This is a genomic window from Bradyrhizobium sp. USDA 4472, assembly GCF_054058595.1.
On the sequence record NZ_JBSSAM010000001.1, the window covers coordinates 4031355 to 4057777 of the forward strand.

The window sequence follows — 26423 nt, forward strand, 5'->3', positions numbered from 1 at the left end:
ACTGCTCCGCAGCTAGCGGTGACTATTCTTAACCAGATAGGCCTCAAGCAAGGTCAGGAACTTCAGGTCGTAATGTTCTCCGACATCTCGAACGTTCCATAGGCCTGTTTCTTTGATGCTTGGCTTGTCAGAAAACCGTCCAAGCCAATCCGCGCTCGCAGGCTCGATTGGACAAAAGCCCTCTGTGAACATCGCAATGAATTGGCGTTCTATTGTTGCCCTCATGCTGCTCTTGCCGGCGGTGTCAATCACCGGAATAGCGAGGACTCGAAGACTTCCGATATAACTGGAGACTCTCGCCTCCAGAGCCGCCTCGCGATCGGTAATCTCCCGAGGCGCGGATTGTCCTTTGCCCCAATCTGGAAATTGATCTTGGAGATTCTCTCGCTCGATGATGGCCCGTCCAACGTGAAGGCGAAAAACCGAGGCCCGATGATTGCCTTGTCCAGCTCTCGTGCCAAAATGCGTTCGTAGCCGATTCCGAAGCGTGGCTGTCGATCCTGCGGAAACTCCGTGCGTTCCAACTCGAACAAGTCGTGGGATATTGTTCGAGAACTCGGTGGTCTCTGTCTCGTCAAAGAAGAAATACACACCGTGCGTTGGAAGGTCGGTAGCCAGTAGGTCGCCTAAACGAGGCGGTGTCCGCGATGCTGCCATTCTCTCGAAAAGTTCGTACGCCTGTCTAACCGCCTCACGCCGTCGCTCAATCCTAATAGCCTCATTCAAGAACGAAAGACGCGTCCCTAAAGAAAGAGAGCGCATTGGTGCAAAGTAATTCAACGGCTCGCTGCTGCCCGCCTCGACAAGCGGTGCAAAATAATCGTCTCCGGCGAGAACGATGAACTGCTTGCGCGGCAGCTCGCGTAATTGCCGGTCAACACGCTGGGCCCAATCCTGCTTTTCCTTTTTGGTGGCTGTCTTGAGTGTTTGCTCGTAGGGCTCGATTAACTCATCAGGGTGCAGCAAGCCGTACTTGGCCGACAAAATATAGAAAGGGACTCCCCATAATTCAGCCAGCTGAACAGATTTACGATACAGAGGAGACACATACATGTCCCGGGCAATGTCCCGATGGCCACCCTTGCTTTTACTGCAGGAGATAAGCGCAAAAAAACGCCCTACATCGGGACGAATAGAAGCGGCGCTGGTAAGCGCTAACCGAGCCAGGGACGTTGGTTCGTCGGGTGGTTTCATTGGACGTTGGGCGCGGGATGCAGCTGTGGAAGAGGCGAATGATTTGCCGGGTTCATCAGCGGGTCTGTGGTTGCTGTGCATTGCCGCCAGCAGTCGACACATTGTCGAAGTCAAACGGAAATTCATTCGTTTGATCTTCTTCGACCTTTGCCTGATCGGGAGTCTTCAGCACTGACGCCTTCAGTCGAGAAATTCTCTCCTGAATCTCCTCGGCGGACACTTCGATACGAAGCTTCTCTTGCACAAACCTAAGCCGCGCATCGCATTCTCGAATCAGCTCGGCCCACGACTTAATCCATACTCTGTGATTGGGCTTATCAATGAATAATCCAGCGGGGCGGTTCTCCTGTGTGATGCGCTGCCTGACAACGTCGTCATACTTGGTCGTCACAAGGAAGAAGTGCCATTGAGTGGAGGTGTTTATAAAATCCGGCTGAGCTAGAATCGCATTAACATAGTCCTCAAGCTGATCGACTTCTTTCCTGCCTATCTCCAAAGACGGACGTTTCAATTCGATCAGCAAGTATTCATGATGCTTGGCGTTCTCTCCAGGGACCACTCGTCCCAAGAATGAATCGATTCGGCCGATCCGTCCGTCCGGCTTACGTACCTTAGCGCCCCGCTTTCGTTTCAAAGAAAGTTCCGCCGATACGCGGTCCATAATCTTCGTTAGGCCAGCCTCGGCCATGGTCAGGTGAAATCCCTCACCGAAAATCCATGTATTGTCTCGGACGAGCGCGTCGAGCTCGCCTCGTTCCTTGATGGTGGTGCGGTGCCTAGGCTCAAAAACAATCTCGCGAAGAACCTCTAGCGCGACTATGCGGTTGGCGACCAAGCCGGAAGCTGAAATGATGTTGCCTAGCTCGGTTCTCTCAAGAAGTTGAGAGAATTCATCCTGCCGGACCTTTGGAAGATTAAAAACCGCTCTCAAAATCCTTGTTACGGACTCTGGATTGTTTTTTAGCGCTTCTTTGAGGAGGCCCAGGGCAATCTTTTTTAAGGGATTGTCGGCCTTCTTGAAGTCTTTAGAGTATGAAACTGCGGCGTGAGTGGCTATATCGAAAACTTGCCGTTCGTGCCGCTCGATTTCATCGCGAGGGTCTCCCTCGTAGGGATAGACACCGGCATCCTTCAGCTCCTGAATGAGCTCACCGGATTTCTCTGCTTTCCGAGCACGAAAGTAGTCCCCTAGGGTGTCGCGAATGTACTCAAGTACTTTGGCAAAGGCCGGATCTGTTAGTCCGCCGTCGAACTCAAGAAGATGAGCTTTGGCAATCTCGTTAAAGAATGGTGAGTAAGCGTAGGCCGAGAAGGTGAAGTCGGGTGCCGTGACACTCGCAGGAAGAGAGCCTAGGACAACGCCCGCTTCTCCACCGAAGTAGATTTTTCGTTCGGCAATATGCGACTTCCACTCGATAACACGCAAAGTGAGGTCGCTTACTGTGCGGTCCGGGCATATGATAGGCTGAGTAGGAAACTGATGGGAATGCTCGATCGTCTTTGCTGGATCGACCGGACGTTGATCGTAGGTGATCTTAACGTCAGGGTATTGCAATATATAGGGTGCAAAGATGGAATCAAATTCTGATCGCGCATCTTCGCCGCCGAGCCAGTCGAATGTATTTTTCAGCGGTGAGAGTTCAACGACCGTTCCCGTTGGTTCCTCATTGGAGGTAGGAACGGGCTCTGTCACCGAACTGTTCTGAAGATGGTCGGCGCTGATTTCGATGGTGATCTGAAAGCGGCCTTCGTCGGTCTCGTAGACCGAGGTCCAGCGGGCTTTCTGTGCCAGCGAGTAGAAGCGTAATCGGCCTTGGCCTTCTTTTCCGTGGATCGCCCGGCCACGCTTCGCCGTCCGTGAGGCGTGCAATTTCCAAGACTCCCCAAGACTCTCGAAGTCGTGCTCCGCGCGGCTCTGTGAAATGCCCGAACCATTGTCACGTATCACAATGGCGACGATGCCGCCGAGTGATGTCCGATCGAGATCGACGCTGATCTCAGTGGCGTCGGCATCGAGCGCGTTCCAGACATACTCTGCAATAGCTTTGATGTTGTCGCGGGTGCTCGCGACCCTCTGTAGATGATCGTTTTTTGCCTTGAGAGTTAAGACGACCATTGTGATTTCATGGGTGGCTCGGGGCCATTGTGAACAGCCTGAAAATTGGAATGAGACCGTAGGGCGGGCAAATCGCTGATATATTTCTAGCAACGTAAAGTCGTTTCTTCAAGGAAGACGAACCCTGCACTTTGGCGGCGTCGCATCTCGAAAGGCTGATAGGGAGGCATGGAGATGAAAATGCACAATGACATGCCGCATTGCTCCGGTGCCGCCGGCCGCTATAGCCGCGCCATCGTTCGGGCCACTTGCACAGCCGCCCATACCGCTGAACCGCGAGGAGTGGGGATCCCCCGTTCGGTCAGGGCCCTAGCAATCCCGCTGAGTGACTTAGTCCCGCTGGATTGAAGCTCTCGAATAATGTCGGCAAGGTCCGCTGCCCTTTCATTCGCCCGGGTTATCTGCGCCTCTCTGCCGGCCTTCCTGGCAGCGCGAGAGAGCTGAGCCCCTCTATCACCGCCTAGCTTGACGCCTCGCCTTTTAGCTGCTGCGAGTGCCGCCCGTGTACGCTCTGAGATCACACGGCGCTCCTCGTCCGCGACCATAGCCATGATACCCACGGTGAGCCGGTTAGCGTGGGGCATGTCAGCTGCAACGAAGTCAACTCCGGCTTTCTCCAGTCCGAGCAGAAAGTGCGCATCGCGGGAGAGCCGGTCGAGCTTGGCGATGACGAGCTTGGCGCCGTAGACCCGGCAAGCCTGGAGCGCCTTGGCAAGCTGCGGGCGGTCGTCATCTCGCTTTCCGCTTTCCACCTCCGTAAACGCTGCCGCGAGCGACCATCGACCACCAGCGAGATACAAGCGTACGGCCTCTTTCTGCGCCTCCAAGCCGAGGCCCGATCTGCCTTGTCCCTTCGTTGAGACCCGGTAGTACGCGACAAACACCCCTTCGGTCATGTTATTACATCCCAATCAACGAACGTTGACACCGATGTAAAGGTAGCTTTCGCGGTAGTCAAGTTGGTCATGGACCGGAATGGCCCCGAAGGTATGGATGGTCCTGGGCAGCTTCTCTGCTAGCCCGAGTTGGCCATTGGAGACCGTTTGCATGGGTAGGCTGAGACCGCCGGGATACCGTGATCTGAAGAAGGGGGACCGCCTCGTCCTTATCAATCCAGATAACACCCGCCGGGTTGTTGAGGTGACAAGCGTGGGTGAGGGGCGAGCTTCCGGCCGTGCTATCGGTCCTCAGGGACCGGAGGGCAGAGTGCGTGCGATCTCAAGCGCGACCATCCTTTGTAGGGAAGGCGAGCGGGAAGTCAGATGCGCTGCCAATCTTGTTGCGGGTGATCTGGTCTACACGCCCTCTCACAGGAGTGGAGTTCAGTACGGAAAGGTGGTTGTCGGTAAGAATGGTGGGTTGGGCCTCCTGAGGTGGGATGAAAGCAAGCAGGAATGGCTCAAGCGTCCCCAAGACATCCTCCACGATGCGCAGTGGTTCGCCCACGAGAGCGAGCCTAGCGCCTTGGATCGTTTCTTTCAGCGCATCAAAGAGGACCGGGAGCGATGGGAGGCCAGCAGCGGCCGCTCGGGCTTCCGCCGTGTTGACGGGAGCGATGAGTATCACTGGCGGGAAAAGCAGAGGCGGTGGGACCTGAGCACACCGAATCCCACCTACTTTCGTCCTCTGTCGAAATGGGAACGAGGCGAATTTCACGCCGAAGCTTCCAACTCGCTCATCGGGGTCGAAGTTGCGGCAGACGAGAATGGCGTCATCTTGACGCGCTTTTCGGAGACAACACACTCTACCCGGCCTACCGTCGAAGCCGCATCGGACAACGGCAATACGCCGGGCCAACCTTCGACGACTAAGAGCACAGTTGATGGTACTGCTGTCGATGGCCCACCGGGTCATAGCGCGGCCCCAGTGGGGGGGAACTGGCTCACGCGAGGATGGCGTTACGCGCTCAGATTTTTGCTCAAAATCTAGAGCCCAAACAGCGCAACTGGTCCCAAATTAAGTCCCACTCAACGGAAGAAGGGCGCGGGCTTGGTCCTGTGCATTCTGTTCGGCGTTATAGGGAAAAGATCTTTTATCCAGAAATCTTTAGTTCCACGCGCGAATAAGTCACGCACAGAAGCCTCCTGATGATAGGGAGCTGTGAAGATTCGTTGGGTGGCGAGGGGCCTGTGGACGGCAAAGTCTATCTGATTTCGAACAAGAGGAACTCGAAGGTCTATGTCGGTATAACGAGACGAACCACCGACTACCGTCCCTACAACCACGTCAAAACGGCCGAGGCGGGCAAAGGGTCAGCCGGTTCGTTGCAGCAAGCGATCCGAGACTTCGGAGCAGGCGCGTTCGCAATAAAGTTGTTAGCGACTGCTAAGACCCTTGCCGAGCTTGCGTCCCTGGAGGTGCATTACATCGGCGTTTATAATTCTCTCGCTCCTAATGGCTACAATCTGAACAGGGGAGGGGCCGTTCAGGAGGGCCGTCAACTCAGGATCGTTGAGGGCGAAGAATACTGGAGCTTGGCGGAACTTGCGGATGCGTACGGTATCCTCCCGATCACGCTGCAGAAACGTATGCAGTCTGGCCGCTGGACCATAGAACAGGCCGTGGGAATTGCGCCACCTCCTAATCGGGAGATAGGAGGCAAGGAGGTGACAATCGGCGGGACGCTATTCCCGTCCCTGTTTGCGGCATGTAAGCATTATTCAGTGGACAAGCGTATTGTTGATATGCGCATCAACCGGATGGGCTGGTCGTTAGACGAAGCTTTCGGCCTCAAAAACCGAAACACCAACGCCATCGTTGTCGCTGGTGAGGAATTTGCGAGCAGGCTGGAAGCGTGTCGCGCATACGATCTAAATGACAAGTTGATCGAGAGCCGATTACGAGGAGGGTGGACTATTGATCAGGCATTCAATCTTTCGGCTCACCCTTCTTTGAGAGAAAACAACCCAGCCGAAAACCACGTAATTCGATCGAATACGAAGGGAAGCTGTACCGAAGCTCGGCAGAATTGGCCAAGGCGTTCAACATAAATGCGTTTACGCTTGCATACCGGCTCAGACAGGGGTGGTCGTTGGATGCAGCCCTCGGCAAAGAGGCCGCTCCAGAGCGCAATGAGCGAGTAACCTCGTTCGAAGTCGAAGGAAGGCGCTATCGGGGGGCAGCGGAGCTATGTGCTGCCTATTCCGTGTCCGTCAATTCCTTCCGGTCTCGCCAGAAGGCAGGATGGACGCTGGGCCAAGCCCTCAACCTCGATCCCGCGCCCTCTAGAGCCAAGGTCGCCTATCTTGTCACTCGTCCTAGTGGCGAAACGGTTTTCGTCGAGGACTGGACAGCGTTTGCCGCTCGGGAGGGCCTGCCGCGCAATGGGAGCGCATTGAGAGTCGTGGCTTACCGCGACAAGTTGCATAGCTGGAACGGGTGGGGCTGCCGTAAGATTGACCCAGCTTCCGAAGATCCTGAGACCGATCCTTCTGACTAAGTTGGCGAGATCGGCACGGTCCTCAACGGGTGCTGGCTATCTTACGTTGCTACGTTTCGCTGCTACGTTTTGTCCATTGGTAGACTACGTGGACGAGAAGCTGCGGGGAGCAAAGGGCGAAGGAAGGGCGGTTTCGGCCGCAATCTCGCTAGCAAACGCTCCCTTCGTCTAGCGGTTAGGACGCGGCCCTCTCAAGGCTGAAACAGGGGTTCGATTCCCCTAGGGAGCGCCAGTAATTTCAACACCTTAGAGCTTTCAACGAAAAGTCGTCGAATATCCGTTGAATAAGCGCCGACGAACGCTGGCGAACTCCCGCACACCATTTCCCGATCGGATCACCTAGCTTTCCGTCATAGTCGATACCCAACGCGAAGCGCGAAGCGGATCGCGGTCAGCGCCACCAGAAGGTGCCGGAGTTGGCGCTGCGATCATTCTCAGTGCGAATTTGCCGCTACGTCGCGCCTGGGATGACAATGTATCCCGCTTTCACTAACGTTCTCGGGCGGTGCTTTCGATGCCACGTGAATCACCCCCGGACGCCACTTGGCCGCATTCTCTGATCGGTCGTGGCGAGTTGGGCTTCTACCGCATCATTGGGAAGTGCGGCCCTTCTCGTTGAGGGGTTGACGCGATCGTGCGGAAGCTGTGCGCGCAATGGTCGCTGCTGGTGCCAGCATTGTAGAACATGATCCGCTGCTCCTCAGTGTGTCGTTGGACATCAGTAGGCCGTCGGCCATGGTCGTTGGAAGTCCGGTAGATCGCGGATCAGCCTCGCGCGAGCAGCGCCTCCGGCGTTGGTCTTGTGTGAAGCGCAACCCATGCGCCCCCGCGAAGTTGCGGAACGCTGCCTTGAGCGGCGCCTACCGTAAATTGTCTCGCCATCATTACCGATATATCGGCCCCGATCCCGAGCACGGTACGCATTGGAATATTAATGAGAAAAATTGGCGGCTAAGTATTCGATCGTTGTGCGAAGTGCGTCAATATCATCAGCCGATCGACCTCAGCCAATGTTCTGTCCATCTCGATGTTTCATCCGGGATCACCGGTCACCTCGGTAGAGCCTTGTGTCTGATTTTTCGCTGCCACGATTTTGAGATACTCATTCATGAACTCGATCGAAGTCTCCATCCGCCAGTCCAGGTAAGGCTCGAAGTTGGAGACCAACTCCTGGATTTCGTCATCGGACATGCCCATCGCACCAAGCAGGCAAATCTCAAGGAACAGGTGCGCCTTTTCTTTCAAGATAACTGCGTCTCGCGACCACAGGAAGTCTTTTGTAAGTGTCTTCTTCCCTCCATAGTGCGTGAGGAAGTTTCGAACGTCTTTCAGCAGACCCATGTCGTCGTCGCCGCGACGAAATAACGGCGTGAGACTTCTCGGGTATAGAGAGAACAGCTGCTTTAGCCGATCAAGGAGTGTCACCGCTCCAACGAACTGGATACTGTCGCTCAATTCCTTCTGCAACGAGGGATCGAGCGTCTTTGGAATAGCATCACGCAGCGCCTTAAGCGTTGCCTTTCTTGTTACGTCGTCGGGAAATCGGTCTGCTTTATAGAGCTCACGATGCAGCACCTCCAAGGCTTGCAAGTAGGTCAAGAGGTTCGTGTGCACATACGCGGAATCTTGATAGGCCGCACCGGAAAAAATCAAGATGGCGAGGTCGATCTGATCGTGTTTTTGCCTCCAGCCTCTTAAACGTTCCTCGATCTTGTTACTGAACGTCGATTGACGGAATAGAGTATCTCGCTCTCTGCGGACGCGCGGCTCGGCAATCTTACGCCCAGACAGAAGAAGACCGAAACGATCGTAGCCGCGCGATGTGCGGCGCAGCAGATAGACCTCGTCGGTATACGAGGCTTGCCGAAGGCCAAAGGTTAGAAAGCTCTGCCATATGTGCAGTTCTTGAACTATCGTTTTGATCGACAGCGCGGCCGGAGAGATTAGCTCGATGGTGTTTCGTTCCTTCAAGGTCACTTGCTTGGAGTTCTCGAATTGGCGCGGCCCGGCATACTCCGAAAGAAAGCGCAACGAGCTCCCGTTGCCCAGGTCATATCGTGGCGTCGCCCGTTCTTGAAAGGCAACGGTCAGGCTCCCGGTTGCCAACTCGTTGGGTGTCGTATTCTCGTGGTGGCCGGTAAATCCGGTCGCGTCGCACCATTCATCTAGGCCGGTGAGCTTGAAAATCGTGCCGTCGAACAACACCTCATCCTCACTTGCGATGTGTCCGCCAACAAGCACCGTATGCGTGGCATACTCTGCAATCGTCTCTTTCAATGGGTCTTTGGGATACGAATGGCTTGGCCCCCGTCTCAGCGCCGCGTCGAACACCGTAACGTTATAAGAATAATCCGCCTCCAGACGACCATAGAAAGTGGGTTGCGTCTCGCCGGTAGGAAGCTTGGCAAGATGCTCTTGAGTGCCGTCCAGAACCAGTCGACCGTTGTTGTCGTCGCGGATCGTAAGTCGTCCCTTAAAAATATCTTCGGGCTTCCCAGGAAGCCACCATGCGCCTACCAACGGCTTGTTTCTAAACTCGTCCATAGATCCTCGCAGATGATGCACCATAGAATCGGATATTCTGGCGACAAAAGCTCTTTCAACAAGGGGTTCTTCAAGGCCCATCGTCACGGCCGAAGTGAATTTCGGCTTGGAATAGCATAGACTGTTCGCTTTCGTTCTCCCTCCACAGGCCCCCCGAATGCCTCCTGCTAGCCTCAACGTTGAAAACTGGCGCGTTGCGACACGCAAAGAGGTGGGAGATTTTCTTAGTGCCAAGCGAGACCGAAGGCCGTCCGGGGCGTCTTCCATACTGGTCGTGCGAAAACATCTAAAGCCAGTAGATCTCTATGCCTACCTTCGCGCTCGTTTTGGCGAACCAAACGGCTTTCAGAATTTTCTTCGCCGCGACAGCAGCGACAATCTCGTTCATTGGGATTTCAATATAAAGATCGACGAAGTCGATCTCTATTTTGCTGGTGCATCGCGCGAGATACAGATCATTATCTCCGAACGGCTGACCGATAGCGATTGGAAGGATCTCATTCAGGCGATTAAGAGGGACTTCGCCCGCATTGCCGCCAAAAAATCGGAGATGCTGCACTCGTTCGAGAAGTATTTCGTATTTCAGAACAAGTACGTTAGCTTAGCGGGCCATTGTGCCGATCTGCATGCGGAGATAGTTGAAGCTCCACCTTACGAATGGCCGGCAATTAATCCAGATAAGGACGGCCTTGAAGCGGCCAAATCTTCAATGACCAAAGTGAGGGAGCGGGCTGACAAGCTCTATCGCGCCAGCCTCATGCTTCGACTTCTCACGCCCATCATGGTTGAAGCGTTCATCAACATGGTCATTTTGTTTTTCTGCAAGGATGCCGTCCGGCTGGATAAAGACCGATATCGGGCCTTTATCCGGGCTTCTATACCAGAGCGTCTGAAGCTCCTTAGTGAGCATTGTGATGGGTTCGAACGCCGCGTTGACGTATCCACCGAAGCCTATGCGACGTTTATGCGGGTCGTTAACAAGCGCAACTTCGCGCTACATGGTAACGTCGATCCGGTGGCCGAGCGGATTGAAACGGTATATTTCGAAGGACGGCGCCCGCTCTTTGTGAATCCTGGCAACAACATTCAAACATTCTTTGAAAATCTCGAAGCGTTGCATGCGCCGAACGAGGTTCTTGCCGAATACGAAGGTGTTCACATCTTTCTGACGGAAATAGCCGAGTGCCTCTCGAAACAGCACCGGATATTCTTCGATCAGGTGATTTCCGATGCTTACCCGGGATACTACGTTGCGAAGCATCGCCCGACGCGGATTCTTCCAGACGCCGTCGTACAGGGTATGATGCCCTGCGCTCATTATGATGACGAATTGGACGTTATTTGGTAGCTCCGAATGGAGGCAGGATGGATTGCGAAGCGAAGAAAGCGAGATTCCTTGAGCTACTCAATGAAGGGCACGAGGAGCAAGTTTATCAAACTTTCTTAGAGCAAAATACGCATCTTATTCCGAGAGAGTTCGTGCAGAATCACGGCATCGGATTAGGTCTTGTTCTTCGCAAGATTCCATTCGGGGCCGATTACAAAACAGACTTTTTCTATTTTTCGAAAAGCTCGGACGACTGGAATGCCGTTTTCATCGAACTGGAAAAACCCACGTCTCGGTTTTTCAAAGGCAACACTAACGAATTCCATGGCGATTTTCTGCGTGCGCAGCAGCAGATTAATCAGTGGAAAGCTTGGTTTCTTTCGGATCAGAACAAATCTGGCTTCTTGGCCACAGTGAGCGCCATTCAGGTCCCACAGCATATGGCCCGAAATCCGACCTACAACAAATATGTTCTCGTCTTCGGTCGTCGCGCGGAATACGCGGGCAACGAAAATCGTAGGCGGCTTGTAAAGGCCGCCGAAACTGACGATTTCAAAATCATCACGTTCGACAGTCTTGCTGAGGGTCTCAACCAAAAAAAGGAGCTCACAGTGGGTAGTCGGCACAATCAGTTCATCGATATCCTCTCCGACGAGATCACGGATGCGGGGATGTATGCGTGGATGGAGCCGACGCAGCTTCGCGTGAGCAAAGCGCTTCATGCAAAGCTGAGCAAGGGTGGATCCAATCACTTCGTCCTGGGCGATGACGGCCAGCGGCAAGAAGCGCTCAGCCGGGCCGCATCGCTCGTCCGTGTTAGGCCTAACTGATCTTGGTGTTCTGGACAGCGCCGAATCAGCAGTCCGGCGAGCCGATCATATCCTTCGTCGTAGATGGGGAAGGGTGTCGTTCGAAACGGGCGGGCTCGAAGCACTCGGGCTAGCTCCCTGCAACTTATTGAAGCACAGCAGTTTTTCTATTTGACGCCCCTCGAGCATGGCAAACGCCGAGTGGCCCGCGTTCTCGCCAAAAAATATGCGTGGTCCCCGGAGCGTGGGCTAGAGTTGCGCGCGCGATATGCGTAATCCAGAGTTGAATGCTGGAACCGCTTTGGGTTGGGGGGAAGAGTGCCATTCGCGGATTGGTGTGAAGAACAGGAAGAGGCCGTTGGCAACCACAACCTCACGGTCCTGACGAGCATAGCCGCAAGTCGTGAGGTCGGCCGGGACGCGACTGCGCTTTGTGTACCAACACACTACGCGTCGGAAGAACGCATTGCGGATCTACTTCAGCGCCTCGGCAAACCGGCGTCGGCCGCCTTTATCCAGCAAAAACTTCCAGAAGGCTCGCGTATCCGATCCGGCGACCTCGGGGAAATACTGGCCACGGAATACGTCGCCGAGAAAATGACCTTCACCGTGCCTATCAAGCGTTTGCGATGGAAAGACCATCGCGAGATGGCGATGCGCGGTGACGATTTACTGGCGGTCCGCATTCCGGACGATGGCAGCCCTCTCGATTTTCTAAAGGCAGAATCAAAAAGCCGCGCGCAGCTTCAAACAGATGTCGTCGCTTCAGCCCGAATATCCTTGAATGCCGACGGGGGCCTGCCATCACCCCACGCTCTGGCGTTCGTTGCTGACCGCTTGCGTGAACTAGGGCAAGTCGAGCTTTCCAATAAGATTGACGACGCCCAGCTTGCCGATGGCATTCTTCCCGATCAGGTCTGCCATCTATTGTTCGTATTCACTGGCAATGACCCAACGAATTTTCTTCGCACCGATCTCCAGCAGTACGCCGGTACGATGGAGCAATTTAGCGTGGGCCTGAGAATTACCGGCCACGCGCAATTCATTGAGGACGTTTACGAGAAGGTGATTGCCGATGGCGACAACGGTTGAGGAACTGCAAAACAGTATCCGCCAGGCCGTCGGACCCGGCTTCCGCGCCCGATTGCTCGATCGTGGTGAAGCGAGATCCATGATTTGGCAGGACGGCGTGCTTCCACCTGGCTCTCCTGCATTCACCCCAACGCTCTCATATGACCTGCTGTCCTACGCTTATTCACTGCTCGGAATGGGTTTGCGCTTGAAGGAAGCAGGGGGCGATCAAGTGATCGCGCGCCAAGCATTCGAGTATGCAGGCATGGCTCTTGAAGGCGTACTTTTAAAAGGGGTACGAGCTGATGACACGCGCAGTTTCCACTACATTGTCGCTGCCGGCGCATATCACCTGGGCCGGTTTTCCGCGCGGGCCTACTCGCTTCTGTCCCACGGGCAGCGGGACTCCTCGTTCTCCCCGATAGAGCGCTGCCTTGCCAGCCTAATCCTTCGGGATTTGGCCGCCCTAGAGTCCGAAATCATTGCGTGGCGCATTGATGGTCCCGGCACGGACGAAAACATCGCGCAGTCCCTCCAAGATGGTTGGGACGCCGCGACAGAAGGCGAGCCGCCAGATCCCGAAGATGGCTCTTATGTCATCGATGCCCTTGGTGCAGCGATTATCGACAATTTCCTTGCCGGGATGGGTCTTTTCTTATTCGCGGTGGAACGTGGTGAACAGGAATACATTACCCAGGCGATTGAGCGCCTTCGCGTAGGGCTGCAAATATGCACCGAAGTAAATCTACTACCTCAATGGTGGACGTACCGCCTTGCCATAAACATCATTGATGATCTGTGGTCATCCAGCTTCCATGCACGTCTCCCCTTGCTGCCGAACACACCCGATGAGGCGCGCTGGGCAGATCTGAGAAAACTGTTCATTTCCCTTTTGTATCGGCGACCCCGGTCGGAAATTGATCTCTGGCCGTCCCAAATTGATGCAGCCGCAAAAGCCATAAATGAAAGCAACGATTTGGTCGTCTCCCTTCCGACGAGCGCAGGAAAAACGCGTATTGCCGAACTCTGTATTCTTCGCTGTTTGTCCGCAGAGAAGCGCGTAGTGTTCGTGACACCACTTCGGGCCTTGTCCGCTCAGACTGAGAATACCCTACACCGCACCTTCGGGCCTTTAGGCAAGACAATCTCGACCCTCTACGGAAGCATTGGCACGAGCGATTTTGAGACGGATGCACTCGGCTCGCGAAACATCGTGGTTGCCACACCGGAGAAGCTCGACTTTGCCCTGCGAAACCAGCCGTCGCTCCTCGACGATGTCGGCCTCATCATTCTCGACGAAGGTCATATGATTGGACTAGGCGAGCGCGAAGTGCGCTACGAGGTTCAAATCCAGCGCCTCTTGAAGCGTCCCGATGCTGATAATCGACGCATCATTTGCCTATCCGCCATCTTACCCGAAGGCGACCAACTTGACGATTTCGTTGCTTGGCTCAGCAACGATGACGGGCAGAGCCTCGTCAAGAGCGCATGGCGGCCGACGCGGCTACGATTTGGCGAAATTATATGGTCGGCAAATCGTGCCCGTATGAATATCCATGTTGGAAATGAGAATCCGTTTGTTCCCGGCTTTTTCTCGTCGCGAGCCCCTACAAGGGGGCAACGGCGCAAACTGTTTCCCTCCGATCACCGGGAACTGGTTCTGGCCACGACGTGGCGGCTTACGGATGATGGACAAACCGTCCTGATTTACTGTCCGGAGCGTAGGTCGGTTGAGCCCTATGCGACCGCGATAGTAAAGCTACATGGGTATGGGCTATTGCCGTCGCTGCTCGGCGTGAACGAAAACCATATCGCTGTTGCTCTCGCTATCGGTGCCGAATGGTTGGGCGCTGACCACGATATCTTGAAATGCCTCAAACTTGGCGTGGCAATCCATCACGGCGCACTCCCCACCCCGTTTCGGAAGGAAGTTGAAAAGCTCCTTAGAGACGGCGTTCTCAAGGTTACAGTATCCTCGCCAACCCTCGCCCAGGGTCTTAATCTCTCGGCGACAACAATTGTGATGCACGGCATTATTCGGAACAGAGAGCCCATCGAGGCCTCGGAATTTCGTAATGTCATAGGGCGCGCCGGACGAGCTTTCGTCGATGTGGATGGGCTCGTTCTGCTTCCATTCTTCGAGCCAAATGCACAGCGCTCAGCCCAATGGGAAACCTTAAAAGCGGGCGACCAGGGCCGCGAAATGGAAAGCGGCTTGCTCCGCTTAATCATCTCTCTCGTACAGCGCATGTATTCGAGTTTAGGAGGCGATCTTGCTCAATTGCTCGAATATGTCCTCAACAACGCGCAAGTTTGGGATTTTCCCACGGTTGCTGGCGAGTCGGCAGAGCGCAGAGCCGTAGCCCTACGCGACTGGGAACAGTATTTGACCACGCTTGATACCGCCATCTTGAGCCTCATGGGCGAGAACGAAGTGCCCGACGACGAAGTACCTACCCAACTCGACGCTATCTTAAGCTCATCATTGTGGGAACGACGGCTCACTCGAAGGCGTGAAGAAGTGCAGCATATATATAAGAGCGCCCTCTTAAGCCGCTCCAAATTTCTCTGGCAAAATTCCACGTCGACGCAGCGCCGAGCTTACTTCTTGGCGGGCGTAGGATATGAGACCGGCAAAAAGCTGGATGAAATTGCCCCAAATGCCAACGAGCCGCTGCTGCAAGCGAACGGAGCGGTCCTCACGGGCGACAACGAAGGGGCCATAACAGCTATTACGGCACTGGCCGAACTTCTCTTCGACATTTTGCCATTCAAGCCCAACGTTCAGCCTGCCAACTGGCGCGACATTCTTCGCGCATGGCTCCTGGGGGAGCCTATTGCGGTGCTGGCGGAGAATGATGCGGATGTCCTGCGATTTGTCGAAGAGGCCCTGATTTACCGGCTACCGTGGGGAATGGAGGCTATCCGCGTTCGCGCCCTTGCATGCGGCGACAAGTTTGATGATGGAACGGACCTAGATGATTATGAGCTCAGTCTTGCAGTGCCAGCTATCGAGACAGGCACGCTGAACAGGTCCGCCGCAATCCTCATGCAAGCAGGCTTCACGTCGCGCCTTGCGGCAATAAAAGCGATCACCGATACCAACGCCTACTTCGATACGTCCGAGGGTCCTTAAAGAGTGGCTTCGATCAGACGAAGTAACAGCTCTTTCCCGAGATGCGGCATGGCCGACCGAGACGAGCCATGCCATTTGGGTGGGCTTTCTATCGAGTTACGTTCCGCAAGATCGCACCGAATGGAAATCATGGACCTATTCGGATAGCGCAAACTGGGTGGATAGCAACAATCCCCCTCCAGCCGGCACCGCGGTTCGCATTGTGAATGCCCAGGACGGCGATACATTTCAGATACTGTCCCCGGACCATGAACTACTGGGATCGCTGACAAGCCCTCTTCATACGGAAAGGAGTGGTCTGCTGCGCGCCTCTGTAAATGGAGATCGCACGAGGATTGAAATGTCATATGTCGGTCCGGCCGACCTCGTACCCAGCCAGTTGGAGTAGGACGCTCAGATGTCCACCGGGTCAGACTTCGAGAAAATCTTCCAGCAGCTCATGAAGCTGGACAATCTCGCACGTTACGCCGATGCCAGGGCCATGGAGGCACTCGGTTCTCTCATAGATCTGTCTTCGGATTTGGATCGGGATGACGGGCTTGATAAAGCGTTGGCGTGGTGCGACGAGCTGGAACAGCGGCCGCTGAAAGGCCCGGATATTCCAACGCTCGATTACTTCCGCGCCAATGCATGGCATGCGAGACAACGCACAAAACATCAGGCCCCCAACATCGCCTGGAGTTGGGATCAGCCCGAGGCGCTCGAACAGATACGGTTCCTGCGGAGGGCCACTCGCCATCCCGAGTTCGAAAACCTCGATACAGTACGCAGGGCCCAGATTTTCACGAACCTCGCCAATCTCCTGAACTCGCTTGGGCGATTTGTCGAAGCAGTTCCCACTTGGAGACGCGCCCTTTCGGTTAATCCGCGATTTGGCATGGCCCTTGGCAATCGCGGGCTTGGCCTATCCGAATATGGAAGAGGCCTCTATGATGGCGGCCACGCCGAAGTGTTTCTGCTCTTTGCGCACAAAGACCTCACTGCTGCACTTTCTCCGGACGCAGACTATGCCGGCTATCCCGACGACGACGCCCAGGCCGCCTTTGCGCGAAGACAAAAACACATCGAACACCTTATCGATTGCGCAGCCGTCCAAAAGTCCTTGCAAATGGATGGTTATCCCTTGGGCGACACCTCCGAAGAGCAGGAATATCGCCGATGGGTACTAGCTAATGGACTATTCCTAAATCCGCTCAATGATCTTGGACCGCATTCAATCAGCGCCAGGGACATATTCGGCCTTCCAAGCTTCACAACGAAGATGGACGAGCCACCAACGCTCATCGGCCTCTTCAACCAAATGAAGCAGGAATACATATCCGCCCGCTGGATGCTCTATGAAGGTATGGAGGCTGACACACCGCATTTCGCGGATCGAGGTGTGACGCTTCCAAACACACTTGACTACCCCAGCTACTCTATTGCTGTTGAGAAAGTGAAGGCGGCATTCCGCATCGCTTATTCGCTGTTCGACAAGATCGCGTTCTTTCTCAATGACTACGCGAAGCTAGGTATCAATCCAAAGCAGATCTACTTCAAAACGATTTGGTACAGCAACCAGGATTGGAAGCGAGGCGTCCGCAAAGAGTTCCTGAACTCCCGGAATTGGCCGGTGCGCGGGCTCTACTGGCTTTCCAGGGATCTCTTCGATGCGGAGCTGCAAGCGACCGCCGAACCCGACGCGCAAGAGCTTTACATTATTCGGAACTGCCTCGAACACAGCTACCTCAAAGTCCATGAAATGCTCATTCCGTTAACGAACAGGGAGGATATGTGGCTCGATAGGCTCGCGTTCTCCGTGCAGCGCGAGGACTTTTTCAGAAGGACCCTCAGGGTCCTGCGGCTAGCGCGTGCCGCGCTCATATATCTCTCACTCGGTATGCACCATGAAGAACGACAACGCCCATCATCCCCCAATAGCCTAATGATGCCCATGTTCCTCGACACGTGGGAGGACGAGTGGAAATTCTAACAATCACATTCGTCCCAATCGCGGAAGGCAGCTCGTGCACCGATGCGGAAATTCAAGAGCGTATCGCCACAAGCTCAATAGGAAAACGCACGACGCAATACATCGCCTACCTGGATGAGCGCGAGATCGGTTTCGTCTCGCTTGACGACATGGGGGAGATTGGCTGTCTTGTCCTGTATGAGCTATTCGTTCCCGTCAGACTCCGCGGATCCGGCCTCGGCACCCAGCTACTCGATAAAGTTGAGGCTATTGCGCGCACAGAAGGTTACCAGCGCATCACCCTCTATCCGCGCCCGCTCGAAGCGGGATTCCCGGCCGAGCGCCTCTCGGCCTGGTATTGCCGCTGTGGGTACACAGAGCGCACCGACTGCCCGACTGAACTGGAGAAGACGACATAGACCGATTCAAATCTCACGATGATGATCGGTATGAAGCGACGACCGGAAACATGCTCCCCGTTCAGCTTCCTGCAAATTTCCCGGCGCTGAAATCGAAATTTATTGGAATCCAGCTTTTGTGGTGTTCGTCACCGACTGACAGGTAGACGTCCGACAGCGCCCATGCTGGCACCGATACAATCTGAAAGAACGCTCCCGTTTCCATATCCCCGTTGATGCCAGCCGCGGAGCCGAACTGCGCGGTTATCATGGCAAAGCAGGCGCTCACTGCGGCAAAGCAATGCGCCAGCGTTGCTCTCTCAAAGCTATTTTCTCGATCATGCTTTACCGCGTTGTACGCGTCATACCACCCCAGATCCTGACTGGGCTTACCGGTGCAACCCCAACCAGCGAACGGACTGATAGGCGAAAGCCAGGGGAAGTTGGAGAACGATACCGCATATTCGTCGAGTTTCATCGCCGATCGCAGTTTCACGTAGTCGCGCGTATCATAACGGTCTCTTAGATATCCGTTAGCAGAAAGAACTCCGCGCCAATGCATCTCTACCTCGGTACACGCGAGAATCAGAAGATTCCTGATATCGTGCCCGTATGTTTCCAGCGTTCCCTCGCTTGGGTGAACGGTTTGGCAAATCCGATCAAGCTGACGGGTAAGTGCTTTCAGTTGCCCGCGCGCAGTTGCGATGAAAGCTACATCGCCCTCGGCGCCCGGATTGAAGCCGATAGGAGCGGTTGACCACTCATTAGTTGGCCGCGCCATCCGCGGGAAGAACTCTCCTGGGTTGAAGATGCTTTTGTGAAATGGGCTTTTGCCATCGGTCGCAAACCAACTTGTGGCTTGGCGCCTGACAGCCTCCAATATCAGTTCGCCAGGATCGGCCTTAAAGTATGTTCCAGCCCCGCTCTCGGGATTGATTACGCCCAAACACGTCGCCGATGCATCTTCAATTCTCCAAACCTGGAAAGGCATGGCGTCACTTTCGCGAATGTAATAGCTCATGATGCGCACTCTTCTTATCAAGGCAACCGACACGACTCCTGTCCGCCCGCCGATTTGGCGCTTACTGGCGTGCGGACAATCGTATGAAGGATACGACCGAATATTTTTTCCAAGCAAGTGATTGGTTGCCGATGCGCGTGTGGATGCGCTCTTCTCTTCGGCTCTTGCCCCCAACGGAGGGAAAAACATGTTCCATATCATCACTGTCGGAAAGCGCCTTGTCCCCATCGAGGATATTGCGATTGTTGAAGCCTTTGAAGCCCGCGATGACCCCAGCCTTCGCAGCTCGAAGGAATTTCGCGCCCGCGTCGTTCTCGTTGATCGCGAAAGCCTTCTTATCGAGCAGACACAGGAAGCCTTCGCCAAAGCAATCCTGATGCTCCAGAAGACGAACCAGTCTTCGCCAATGCGAGAGACCGGTCCGGGCGGCTCGAACGTCACGAGCCCGGCCCTGCAAGGGATGAACCTCTCCCTCGCAGCGCTTGCATATAAGCGCCCGGCCGGACGGCGTTGATGCAAAAGAACAGATAACGATGGATCGCACCATCGAGCCAACAGTCGCCTCGGCACAATGGACCGCGCCGCGGCCCCCCATTCAGGTGATATTCTTTCTGCGGAATACTATTTTTCGTGGGCTGTCCTTGAGAGTTTCGAAGTGAGCCCAAGCCATCTCCGCGGACAGGCCGTCCCGGTCTGTAATCAAATGGCGGGTGTGGCTGTTGTGGCCGAATTGACCGACGAAATACCGATTAATCCCCCGGGAGACGTCTAGCTCAACTTCGATGTTAAGGAAGGTATCGTCAAAATCACCCAGGACAAGACTAGCCATTGTCGTCGGCGTCAGAGTCAAGATGTACTGGAAGGGTGTCATTCCGGGGAGCGGCAGCCAAAGCCTCGGGTCTGGTGGCGCGGGCATCACCAATACTGGCGTGCTCGATGAGCGGAGCCGAACCTTCGACCGCATAACGGTGAGCCCTGCTCCACGAAAATTCTGCTCCGTCCAGTCAAGTGATGACGCCATGTAACTGAAGAATTCTCTTGCCAATTCGGGATCGGACCGCATCTCCGAATACTGGATACGTTCTCGATCCGAGAAGGGAATGGCGCTGGCCGGCGATGCCGCTAGTTTCGCGAGCTCCATCTGGGATGCATGATAGTGTGGAGTCCGCGCTTCCAAGTGCCGGATAAGCGCGTAAAGGATCGCTTTGTCAGATCGATCAAGCGCTTCCGTTCGCCCGCTTACAATCTTTGCCCATGTATCGCTTCGAGATATCGGCGTTTCGATGCGGCTGTTGATCCTGCTCTCAACCGATACAGGTGTCTTTCCCTGCATGAAAACGTAGAGGTCGCGCTCAAATCCAAGGCTCTCGATTGAGCGCTCAGCCCATACCGCAAAATCGCCGTTCTTCGCGACAGTCGTTATTTTCTGCTTTTCGGGGTCTGTCGCGAAATTTCGGAGAAAAAACTGCGGAACGTAATGGTGATCGCGCGGCTCATTCATCAGGCTTGTCGTCCTACGGCGACAAAATAAACTGGCGTTTCCAAAAGTGCGAGCAAGCGAATACGAACTGCAACGACGTTCCCCGATGGGCCTTGATGAGGGATCAACGCCAGCTCGTGAAGTCCTTGGCCCGCCGGCTCGGTACCCGGGATCCCTCCGACAAATTGCACACACTCGGACGTTTCTTCTCTCAGAATAATTGGCAGAAGAAATGGCTGAATGGCCCCAACGCCCATCTCGGCGACAACAAACGCGTGCGCGATTTTCGCCAGCATGCGAAAAAACGGTGGCGCGATGAAGTGGGCCTGCGGCTCGATATAGGCAACGCCCAAGTGACGGGCGAGCTTCTCCAGATGAGGCATGATCCCATCCCGAAAGGACGCAGCTCTAATCCAAAGGGTCTTCACCTTGGCGCCACGCTCCCCTTCTGTGACATCACCCGTCAACTCATCCGGCATGGCTAAGTTGGGAAACAGGATGAGAAACGGATAGATCTCCTGCGCCACATCAATAAAGGAAAAGTCGGAATCTGGAGTGAGTTTAACCTTCAGGGGAAGCTTCTCGGGCCTTTGCTTCTTTCGGCGCGTGGGCATCGAATAATACATTCGAAGCGGCCCAAGAATGGTGCGAAGCACAACGCCCTCAAATGCGCCGGTGATGGTCGCGCACGGTCGGCAGCTTGCCTTCGGCAACAGCCAGCGACCACCAAGCCCTGATGGTATAATATGCTCGTCCGTAAGGTCGTCTTTGCAACCACAATAAACGCAACGGTTTACTGGCGGATACTTCCGGTCTGAATGGAGCGGCAATTTAAACATGGGGCCCATCTTAACCGACGGTGCCTGATTCGCACTCTTCTGACATTTGGCTGCACGTCTACGCTCCAAGGGGTCTCCGCTCGCTTGTCGGATGGCGACACAATCTTCACGCAAGCGCAATCGGCCCGAACATGCCTCCTAGCTAGATCGAGCATTGGCTGAAGATGTTGCGTGGCATAACTGCGCGATTTTTGCGGCGGCGGCGCATGCCCAGCGGGCGGCGGACTTCCTGCTGGAAAGGTACCCCGCCTAGCGGCGGGGCTTCCGCTTTGCTTTTTTTGCCTTCTTTGGCGTTGGCCGGGCCGCTCTTTTTGCGCTCTTCGGCTTCACTTTGGCTCCCGGCTTTGCCTTCGCCTTGGGTTTTGACTTGGGCTTGGGCTTCTTCGCTGCTGCCGCGCTCACCGCCGGTGAAACTACGCGCGCCTTCTTCGTCGCGACCTTCCTTTTTCCACGCGATGCAGATGACGGCTTTTTCGCACGAGTTATTGGTGTCGGCTCGCCTGGCTCGTCATAGAATCTCTCAAGCTGCTCCTTTCTTGGATGCTCGCGCTCCACAAAATCCTTGCGGTGAAATTTGCCGCCGGCCAACCAATAGATTGACGTAAAGCTCTTTGAGCCGCCCCAGCCCTCACGGTGCTTTCTTCCGCCATGCGCTTCCTTCTCGCCTGCGATGATCCAGACGGCTTCAAGCTTTTCGCGTGTAAGGAAGGATAGAAACGCGTCCCTGTCGATAAGGGCCGCGCCGGGGCCCGCTTCATGCGTTGACGGGTCGAAAAAGAGCGTTTTATCACCGTCACCCGAATAGGAGAGGTCCCGCCCGTTTGAAAGGCGCATCCCGAGCCCAGCAATCAGTCCTGGCGCGGGCACACTGAAGCTGACCGACTCTTCGATTGAATGGTCATGACCGCTGCGCTCGGCGGAGTAATCCGTAACCGTAGGCTGAATGTCGACGACCAGTCGGTTCCAATCCTCAGGCTTCATCCACGCAGATACATCGCCATACAACGGGTGCCAAGGGTACTCGCCGATATAGCCGTCGGACGACTTGTCCAGTTCAGGCAGATCAAAATGCCTGTTAAACAGTTTACCGGATAGAGCCTTCACAACCTTGCTGCGATCGGCGGCGCGTACCAGAAAGCTGCGGATTTCAAAAGCCGTTTGCCGGTCGAGCATTCGCTCACCTTCCCGCATGACCCAGCAATTCCAGCGCTCGAACTCATCAACGACGAGCCATGTCCGGCCCGTCTTCGGATCCGTAGCGGTTAGCAACGACGCGTCATTCACCATATCTTCCGGCGTATCGAGCCACGCCAGGCGCGAGGCGGGTGACATCCCGCGGAGGTTCACGTCCACCGGCATCCACCATGTCCGGCCGCTTTGCCGCGATTCCTTAGGAGTCTTCAAAACAAAAAGTGAGGGATCGAGATCACGCCGGCTCACTTGCCACGGCCCCTGAAAGACGCTCAGTCCGCTGTCACGGCTCCATCCAACGAAACAAAAATTATCACCTAGACGAGCCAGCAACTCGTGAAACGCTATCCACTGATACTTCTTGCCGATGCGCTCGACCCGATGCTCCGTCCGACTACCATGCGCGTGGTCCCGATCGAATTCGCCGAACAGCTCCGGGGTCCAACCAAGGTCATGCGCACGCTTGCACACCCAGCGGCGCGCGCGCATTCGGTCGAAGGATGGAGGCCAAGAATAGTATCGCTTTGCGCCGCGCAAATCCCTACGCACGATGTGACGCGCCCGGATGTTGTACTCCAGCCATTCGGCCTCACCCAACGCAGCCTCTAACCGCGCCTTCGGCTTCATCGACGGCCTGCTCGAATTGGCTCACATCCTTTTCGTCATCGTCACCTTCGTCTTGGTCATCATCTTCTTCTTGCCCCGAGTCATTAACGGTCAAGAACTTGAATTTGAATGGACCAAGAGGCCCCTGATTGGCCCGCCACCCATCACACGCCGCGATAAGCTCGTTCAGACGGGCTTCCGCTTCTGGAATCCGGCTAACCACATCGCTGACCCAATTGCGATAGATTTGCTCCTGGCTCTGCGCGACGAGAGCAATCGGGAATCCGCTAAATTTCCCGACCGGGGTATCCATGACATAGCGTGCGAAGTCGCCATCATTCACGCTGGAGTTCACAATATCGTCGCGAACGCTCTTTCCTGGGGCATATTCTTGCACATAGGTCTCGATGACGGCGTCAGGCACATCCTCGATGCCGGATGAGCTGCGATAGGGTGGCCGCGCCCGGGTCAAATCAAAGCCCGCGGGCAGGGCACCTCTTATGTGGGCGAGCTCTACGATTCCGCGCGCATGGTCGCGGATGAGGACATGGGCGAGCGCCTCATCGCGGTCAAACACACAATGATACGCAGCTTCCGCCAATTCACGCAGCCCGTCCTTTGCCATGCCCTGCAAGGCGGCTCCGTACGCTGCAGCCATGACACGGTCGAGGATATAAAGATCATCAATACCTTGAAAACGGCGAATAAGGCTTGCGGCCAATGGGAGCCGCGTGGCCAATAATGCCGCGAGCGCTTTGGTGGCCCGGTCCCGGATGAGACGATGGCTTGTCGAGAACAGCCAGCTCAGCGCGATAGCGACGAGCTCGGCACGCTTATCTTCGATGGGCTCAAAGCCGTTTTGAAGAGTCCAGCCAATCAAGGTTTCGATAGGGCTGTCTTCGTCGTCACCCTCCTGTGCAACGTATATGGACCAGGCCCTATCCCGTTGCGGCATCGCCTGCTTGACAAGTCTTCCGTGCAAATACTCCGCGTTAAACGCATTGTCCGGTTCGCTCGCGACCGCGAGCAGCGTGCGCATGGTCTCGTTACGCCCCGATATCTTGGAAGCTTCCTTCAGTAAATCGAGGGTGCGCTGCGTGAAGGCGCGTTGCTCGCGCCACAGGACGCTGCCAACAAACGCGCGCAGGAGCAGCCATCTGTTCCGCGGCTTGGGCATTGCGTCCGGGAATTCGAGTCCACAACGCTCCGGCAATTGAACCGCCATCGCTTCCAACACGCCCGCATGCTCATAAGCCTTAGGGCTTTCAAGGTAAATCTCCAGCGGCGTGCCTGGCAGAAATGAATCCTTCGGTGCCGACACATCGAGATGCTTATCGAACATCTGGCGCGCGATGCGATGGTCGCTATAGCGCTCAAACGAAAAGCGCACGATTTGGACGATGGCGCCGCCGTTTCCCGTCACGGGCTCATCGGCCAGAATTCCCTCGCTAACGAGCCTGGCAAGCAAGCTCTTTTCGAACACACCGTGCGCGGGGACAATCGCCTCCATAAGAGCATCGGCCTTGTCGTATTCGAGATAGCCGCGCTCCCCTTGATCGAAAGCAACCGCAAGCACCTCAAGCGCTTGGGCTACCTTCCCCAGCTTATGATCGAGCCCAAGCTGCCGCTCGACGGACTTTGCAACGGCTTCTGAGTAAAAGCCAAAGATCTCCGTTACCCCGCGCAGGCCGCGCGGGAATTCCTGAAGGTGTTCCTTTTCGAGATAGTCGCAACAGGTCTTGAGAAAGAGCGGATTCTCGAATTCCGGGATGAGGTTCGGCGCGGCCATGCGCACAATGCCGCGCTTATCCAGATAGTAGCGGGCGGCTGCTGCGGCACGACCCGCGAACCCTACATGCTCAACCTGAGACAAATCCGGTCCCGGACCCGCCGGCAAGATGTATGGCAAATAAGTCGAACGACACGACAGGGCGATGGCCACACGCGGGAACGCCTCAATCGTCTTGAGAAACGCTGCCAGCCGGTGGGACCAGATTGCGATTCCATGCCGCTCGTTAATGGCGTCGATGAAAATCACGGCCCGGGTCCCCGCAGCCTGCGCCGCAGCGTCGAGAGCGCCAAGGAATTTCTCGGTGGAAATCGTCAGGTCAAGCTGTTTGACGATCTGCGCCCAGGGGTCGTCGTCAACCAGCGTACCGCCGAGAATAAGGAGTGAGGGATGGCCATTGGCAACCTGATGATCGACCGCGTCTCCGAATAGATGCGATTTACCGATACCGCCCGGGCCCGTAACCAGCGCCCGCCGGCTGTTCACCAGGCGCCAGCTATCACCGGTTACCCCTTCGATGATGGCATTCAACGCCTCTTCGAGCCCGCGCATATCATGGTACAGATACTGCACATCATCGTCGCGCTTCGGAGGCGGCGGATTGCCGTTGCGAACGGCACGCATGGCTTGTGCGGTCGCCACCAGGGCCTCACTTCCCAGCGACTTGGTACGTTCGACAGGGAAAATGTAGGCGGGGTCATCAGGCGTCGCCGATAACAGTGAGCTAAGCGCACTGGTCGTTGCCTCAACCGCCGCGATTTCTGCTGTCAGGCCGCCGCTCACCGTCAACCGCTTAAGGCGATCGATGACGTCGTACCGGGCCTCTTCCAGTTTTTCGCCCCATAGCTGGACTTGATCAAGAACGGACCGGTCGCGGCAAAGGCCAAGGATGGTGCGGCGTATGGGCAACTCAACATTTGTTTCAGGGGTATAGCGCTGGCCGAGCCCGTCGCGTGCCCGCTCAAATCGGCTGGTAAACCACGCTGAGGTGAGAAATGTCTCATCGAACCAGAAAGCCGCCCTGCCCGAATAGAGCGGACTGTCGCGCCCCAACCGCTCGACAAGCTCGGAATGCCCCCACAGCTCGATGACGAGCTTGCGCTTTGCCCTGGTTGCAGCACTCGACCATTTCTTGACCCAGGCCTGCCAGCGCGCAAGCTGGGTTTTCGCCTTGCCGATGCGCTGGTCGAACAGATCGAAGGGTATGCAGACAATGTACCGGGTAAGCCGCGGATGCTTGGCCAGCGCCTGCTTGATGGACTTGTCGAGCTGCGCAACCTGGCTTGCATCAAGCTTAAAGAAATACTTTGTCTGCCAGCCCGTCTCCGAGCCGTCACCATGCCGCATATAACACTCGACACCTGCGTCCGCTCCAACACCCTTGCGGTAGAAAACATCCCCGGATGCCCGAGGCTCTAGCGCCGCGAGTTGCGAGCATAATTCCTCGAAGGCGTAATTTTGAGTCCCTCCGAAGGAACGAATGCGCTGGAAGTCGAGATTGACTGCTGCCAC

General features: G+C 55.6%; 17 protein-coding genes and 1 tRNA gene. 9 read left to right on the top strand and 9 right to left on the bottom strand.

Annotated features, from left to right (window positions below; translation table 11 throughout):
- Positions 1–12 precede the first annotated feature (12 nt).
- From ACVWZ4_RS18725 to ACVWZ4_RS18735, 3 genes are all read right to left on the bottom strand, one after another.
- Positions 13–1320, bottom strand: coding sequence for a DUF6884 domain-containing protein (locus tag ACVWZ4_RS18725; protein ID WP_456737438.1), 1308 nt, complete (start codon positions 1318–1320; stop codon positions 13–15).
- Complete coding sequence (locus tag ACVWZ4_RS18730; protein WP_456699376.1) at positions 1250–3310, bottom strand: ATP-binding protein; 2061 nt, start codon at positions 3308–3310, stop codon at positions 1250–1252. The genes ACVWZ4_RS18725 and ACVWZ4_RS18730 overlap by 71 nt, the downstream gene beginning before the upstream one ends.
- A 221-nt stretch (positions 3311–3531) precedes the next feature.
- On the bottom strand, positions 3532–4206 hold the full coding sequence (locus tag ACVWZ4_RS18735) for a recombinase family protein (protein ID WP_456699375.1): 675 nt from the start codon (positions 4204–4206) through the stop codon (positions 3532–3534).
- 1233 nt (positions 4207–5439) lie between these two features.
- Between ACVWZ4_RS18735 and ACVWZ4_RS18740 the strand changes: the two genes are divergently transcribed.
- Together ACVWZ4_RS18740 and ACVWZ4_RS18745 are read left to right on the top strand one after the other, a co-directional pair.
- A complete protein-coding gene (locus tag ACVWZ4_RS18740; RefSeq protein ID WP_456699374.1) occupies positions 5440–6300 on the top strand; it encodes a GIY-YIG nuclease family protein in 861 nt (286 codons plus the stop codon).
- Between the two features lie 606 nt (positions 6301–6906).
- A tRNA-Glu gene (locus tag ACVWZ4_RS18745) sits at positions 6907–6981 on the top strand.
- An 800-nt stretch (positions 6982–7781) separates the two neighbouring features.
- Here the strand turns inward: ACVWZ4_RS18745 and ACVWZ4_RS18750 are convergent.
- Positions 7782–9293: an ApeA N-terminal domain 1-containing protein gene (locus tag ACVWZ4_RS18750; protein WP_456699373.1), complete on the bottom strand. Its 1512-nt coding sequence runs from the start codon at positions 9291–9293 to the stop codon at positions 7782–7784.
- A gap of 157 nt (positions 9294–9450) precedes the next feature.
- Here ACVWZ4_RS18750 and ACVWZ4_RS18755 point away from each other — a divergent pair, with 157 nt between their 5' ends.
- The 6 genes from ACVWZ4_RS18755 (at position 9451) to ACVWZ4_RS18780 (ending at position 18006) form a co-directional block, all read left to right on the top strand.
- A complete protein-coding gene (locus tag ACVWZ4_RS18755; RefSeq protein ID WP_456699372.1) occupies positions 9451–10641 on the top strand; it encodes a hypothetical protein in 1191 nt (396 codons plus the stop codon).
- Positions 10642–10658: 17 nt separating this feature from the next.
- Positions 10659–11450 carry a Shedu immune nuclease family protein gene (locus ACVWZ4_RS18760; RefSeq protein ID WP_456699371.1) on the top strand — a complete coding sequence of 264 codons (792 nt, stop codon included), beginning with the start codon at positions 10659–10661 and terminating at the stop codon, positions 11448–11450.
- A 297-nt stretch (positions 11451–11747) separates the two neighbouring features.
- Positions 11748–12521, top strand: coding sequence for a Hachiman antiphage defense system protein HamA (locus ACVWZ4_RS18765; protein WP_456699370.1), 774 nt, complete (start codon positions 11748–11750; stop codon positions 12519–12521).
- Positions 12505–15636 (top strand): DEAD/DEAH box helicase, encoded by a 3132-nt coding sequence (locus ACVWZ4_RS18770; RefSeq protein ID WP_456790301.1) that lies wholly within the window; start codon positions 12505–12507, stop codon positions 15634–15636. The genes ACVWZ4_RS18765 and ACVWZ4_RS18770 overlap by 17 nt, the downstream gene beginning before the upstream one ends.
- A gap of 397 nt (positions 15637–16033) precedes the next feature.
- Positions 16034–17608, top strand: coding sequence for an LA2681 family HEPN domain-containing protein (locus ACVWZ4_RS18775; protein WP_456699367.1), 1575 nt, complete (start codon positions 16034–16036; stop codon positions 17606–17608).
- On the top strand, positions 17596–18006 hold the full coding sequence (locus ACVWZ4_RS18780) for a GNAT family N-acetyltransferase (protein WP_456699366.1): 411 nt from the start codon (positions 17596–17598) through the stop codon (positions 18004–18006). The genes ACVWZ4_RS18775 and ACVWZ4_RS18780 overlap by 13 nt, the downstream gene beginning before the upstream one ends.
- Before the next feature lie 61 nt (positions 18007–18067).
- Here ACVWZ4_RS18780 and ACVWZ4_RS18785 read toward each other — a convergent pair whose 3' ends face one another.
- Positions 18068–19006 carry a hypothetical protein gene (locus ACVWZ4_RS18785; protein WP_456699365.1) on the bottom strand — a complete coding sequence of 313 codons (939 nt, stop codon included), beginning with the start codon at positions 19004–19006 and terminating at the stop codon, positions 18068–18070.
- Between the two features lie 187 nt (positions 19007–19193).
- On the opposite strand from ACVWZ4_RS18785, the gene ACVWZ4_RS18790 reads away from it, so the two are divergent.
- A complete protein-coding gene (locus ACVWZ4_RS18790) occupies positions 19194–19520 on the top strand; it encodes a hypothetical protein (RefSeq protein WP_456699364.1) in 327 nt (108 codons plus the stop codon).
- An 81-nt stretch (positions 19521–19601) separates the two neighbouring features.
- On the opposite strand, the gene ACVWZ4_RS18795 is transcribed toward ACVWZ4_RS18790, so the two are convergent.
- The 4 genes from ACVWZ4_RS18795 to ACVWZ4_RS18810 form a co-directional block, all read right to left on the bottom strand.
- Positions 19602–20507, bottom strand: coding sequence for a DUF4238 domain-containing protein (locus tag ACVWZ4_RS18795; RefSeq protein ID WP_456699363.1), 906 nt, complete (start codon positions 20505–20507; stop codon positions 19602–19604).
- A complete protein-coding gene (locus ACVWZ4_RS18800; RefSeq protein ID WP_456699362.1) occupies positions 20507–21325 on the bottom strand; it encodes a hypothetical protein in 819 nt (272 codons plus the stop codon). Before ACVWZ4_RS18800 ends, ACVWZ4_RS18795 begins: the two co-directional genes overlap by 1 nt.
- A gap of 249 nt (positions 21326–21574) precedes the next feature.
- Entirely contained in the window at positions 21575–23143 is a 1569-nt protein-coding gene (locus tag ACVWZ4_RS18805) for a hypothetical protein (protein WP_456790302.1), read from the bottom strand.
- Positions 23106–26423 (bottom strand): hypothetical protein, encoded by a 3318-nt coding sequence (locus tag ACVWZ4_RS18810; RefSeq protein WP_456790303.1) that lies wholly within the window; start codon positions 26421–26423, stop codon positions 23106–23108. Before ACVWZ4_RS18810 ends, ACVWZ4_RS18805 begins: the two co-directional genes overlap by 38 nt.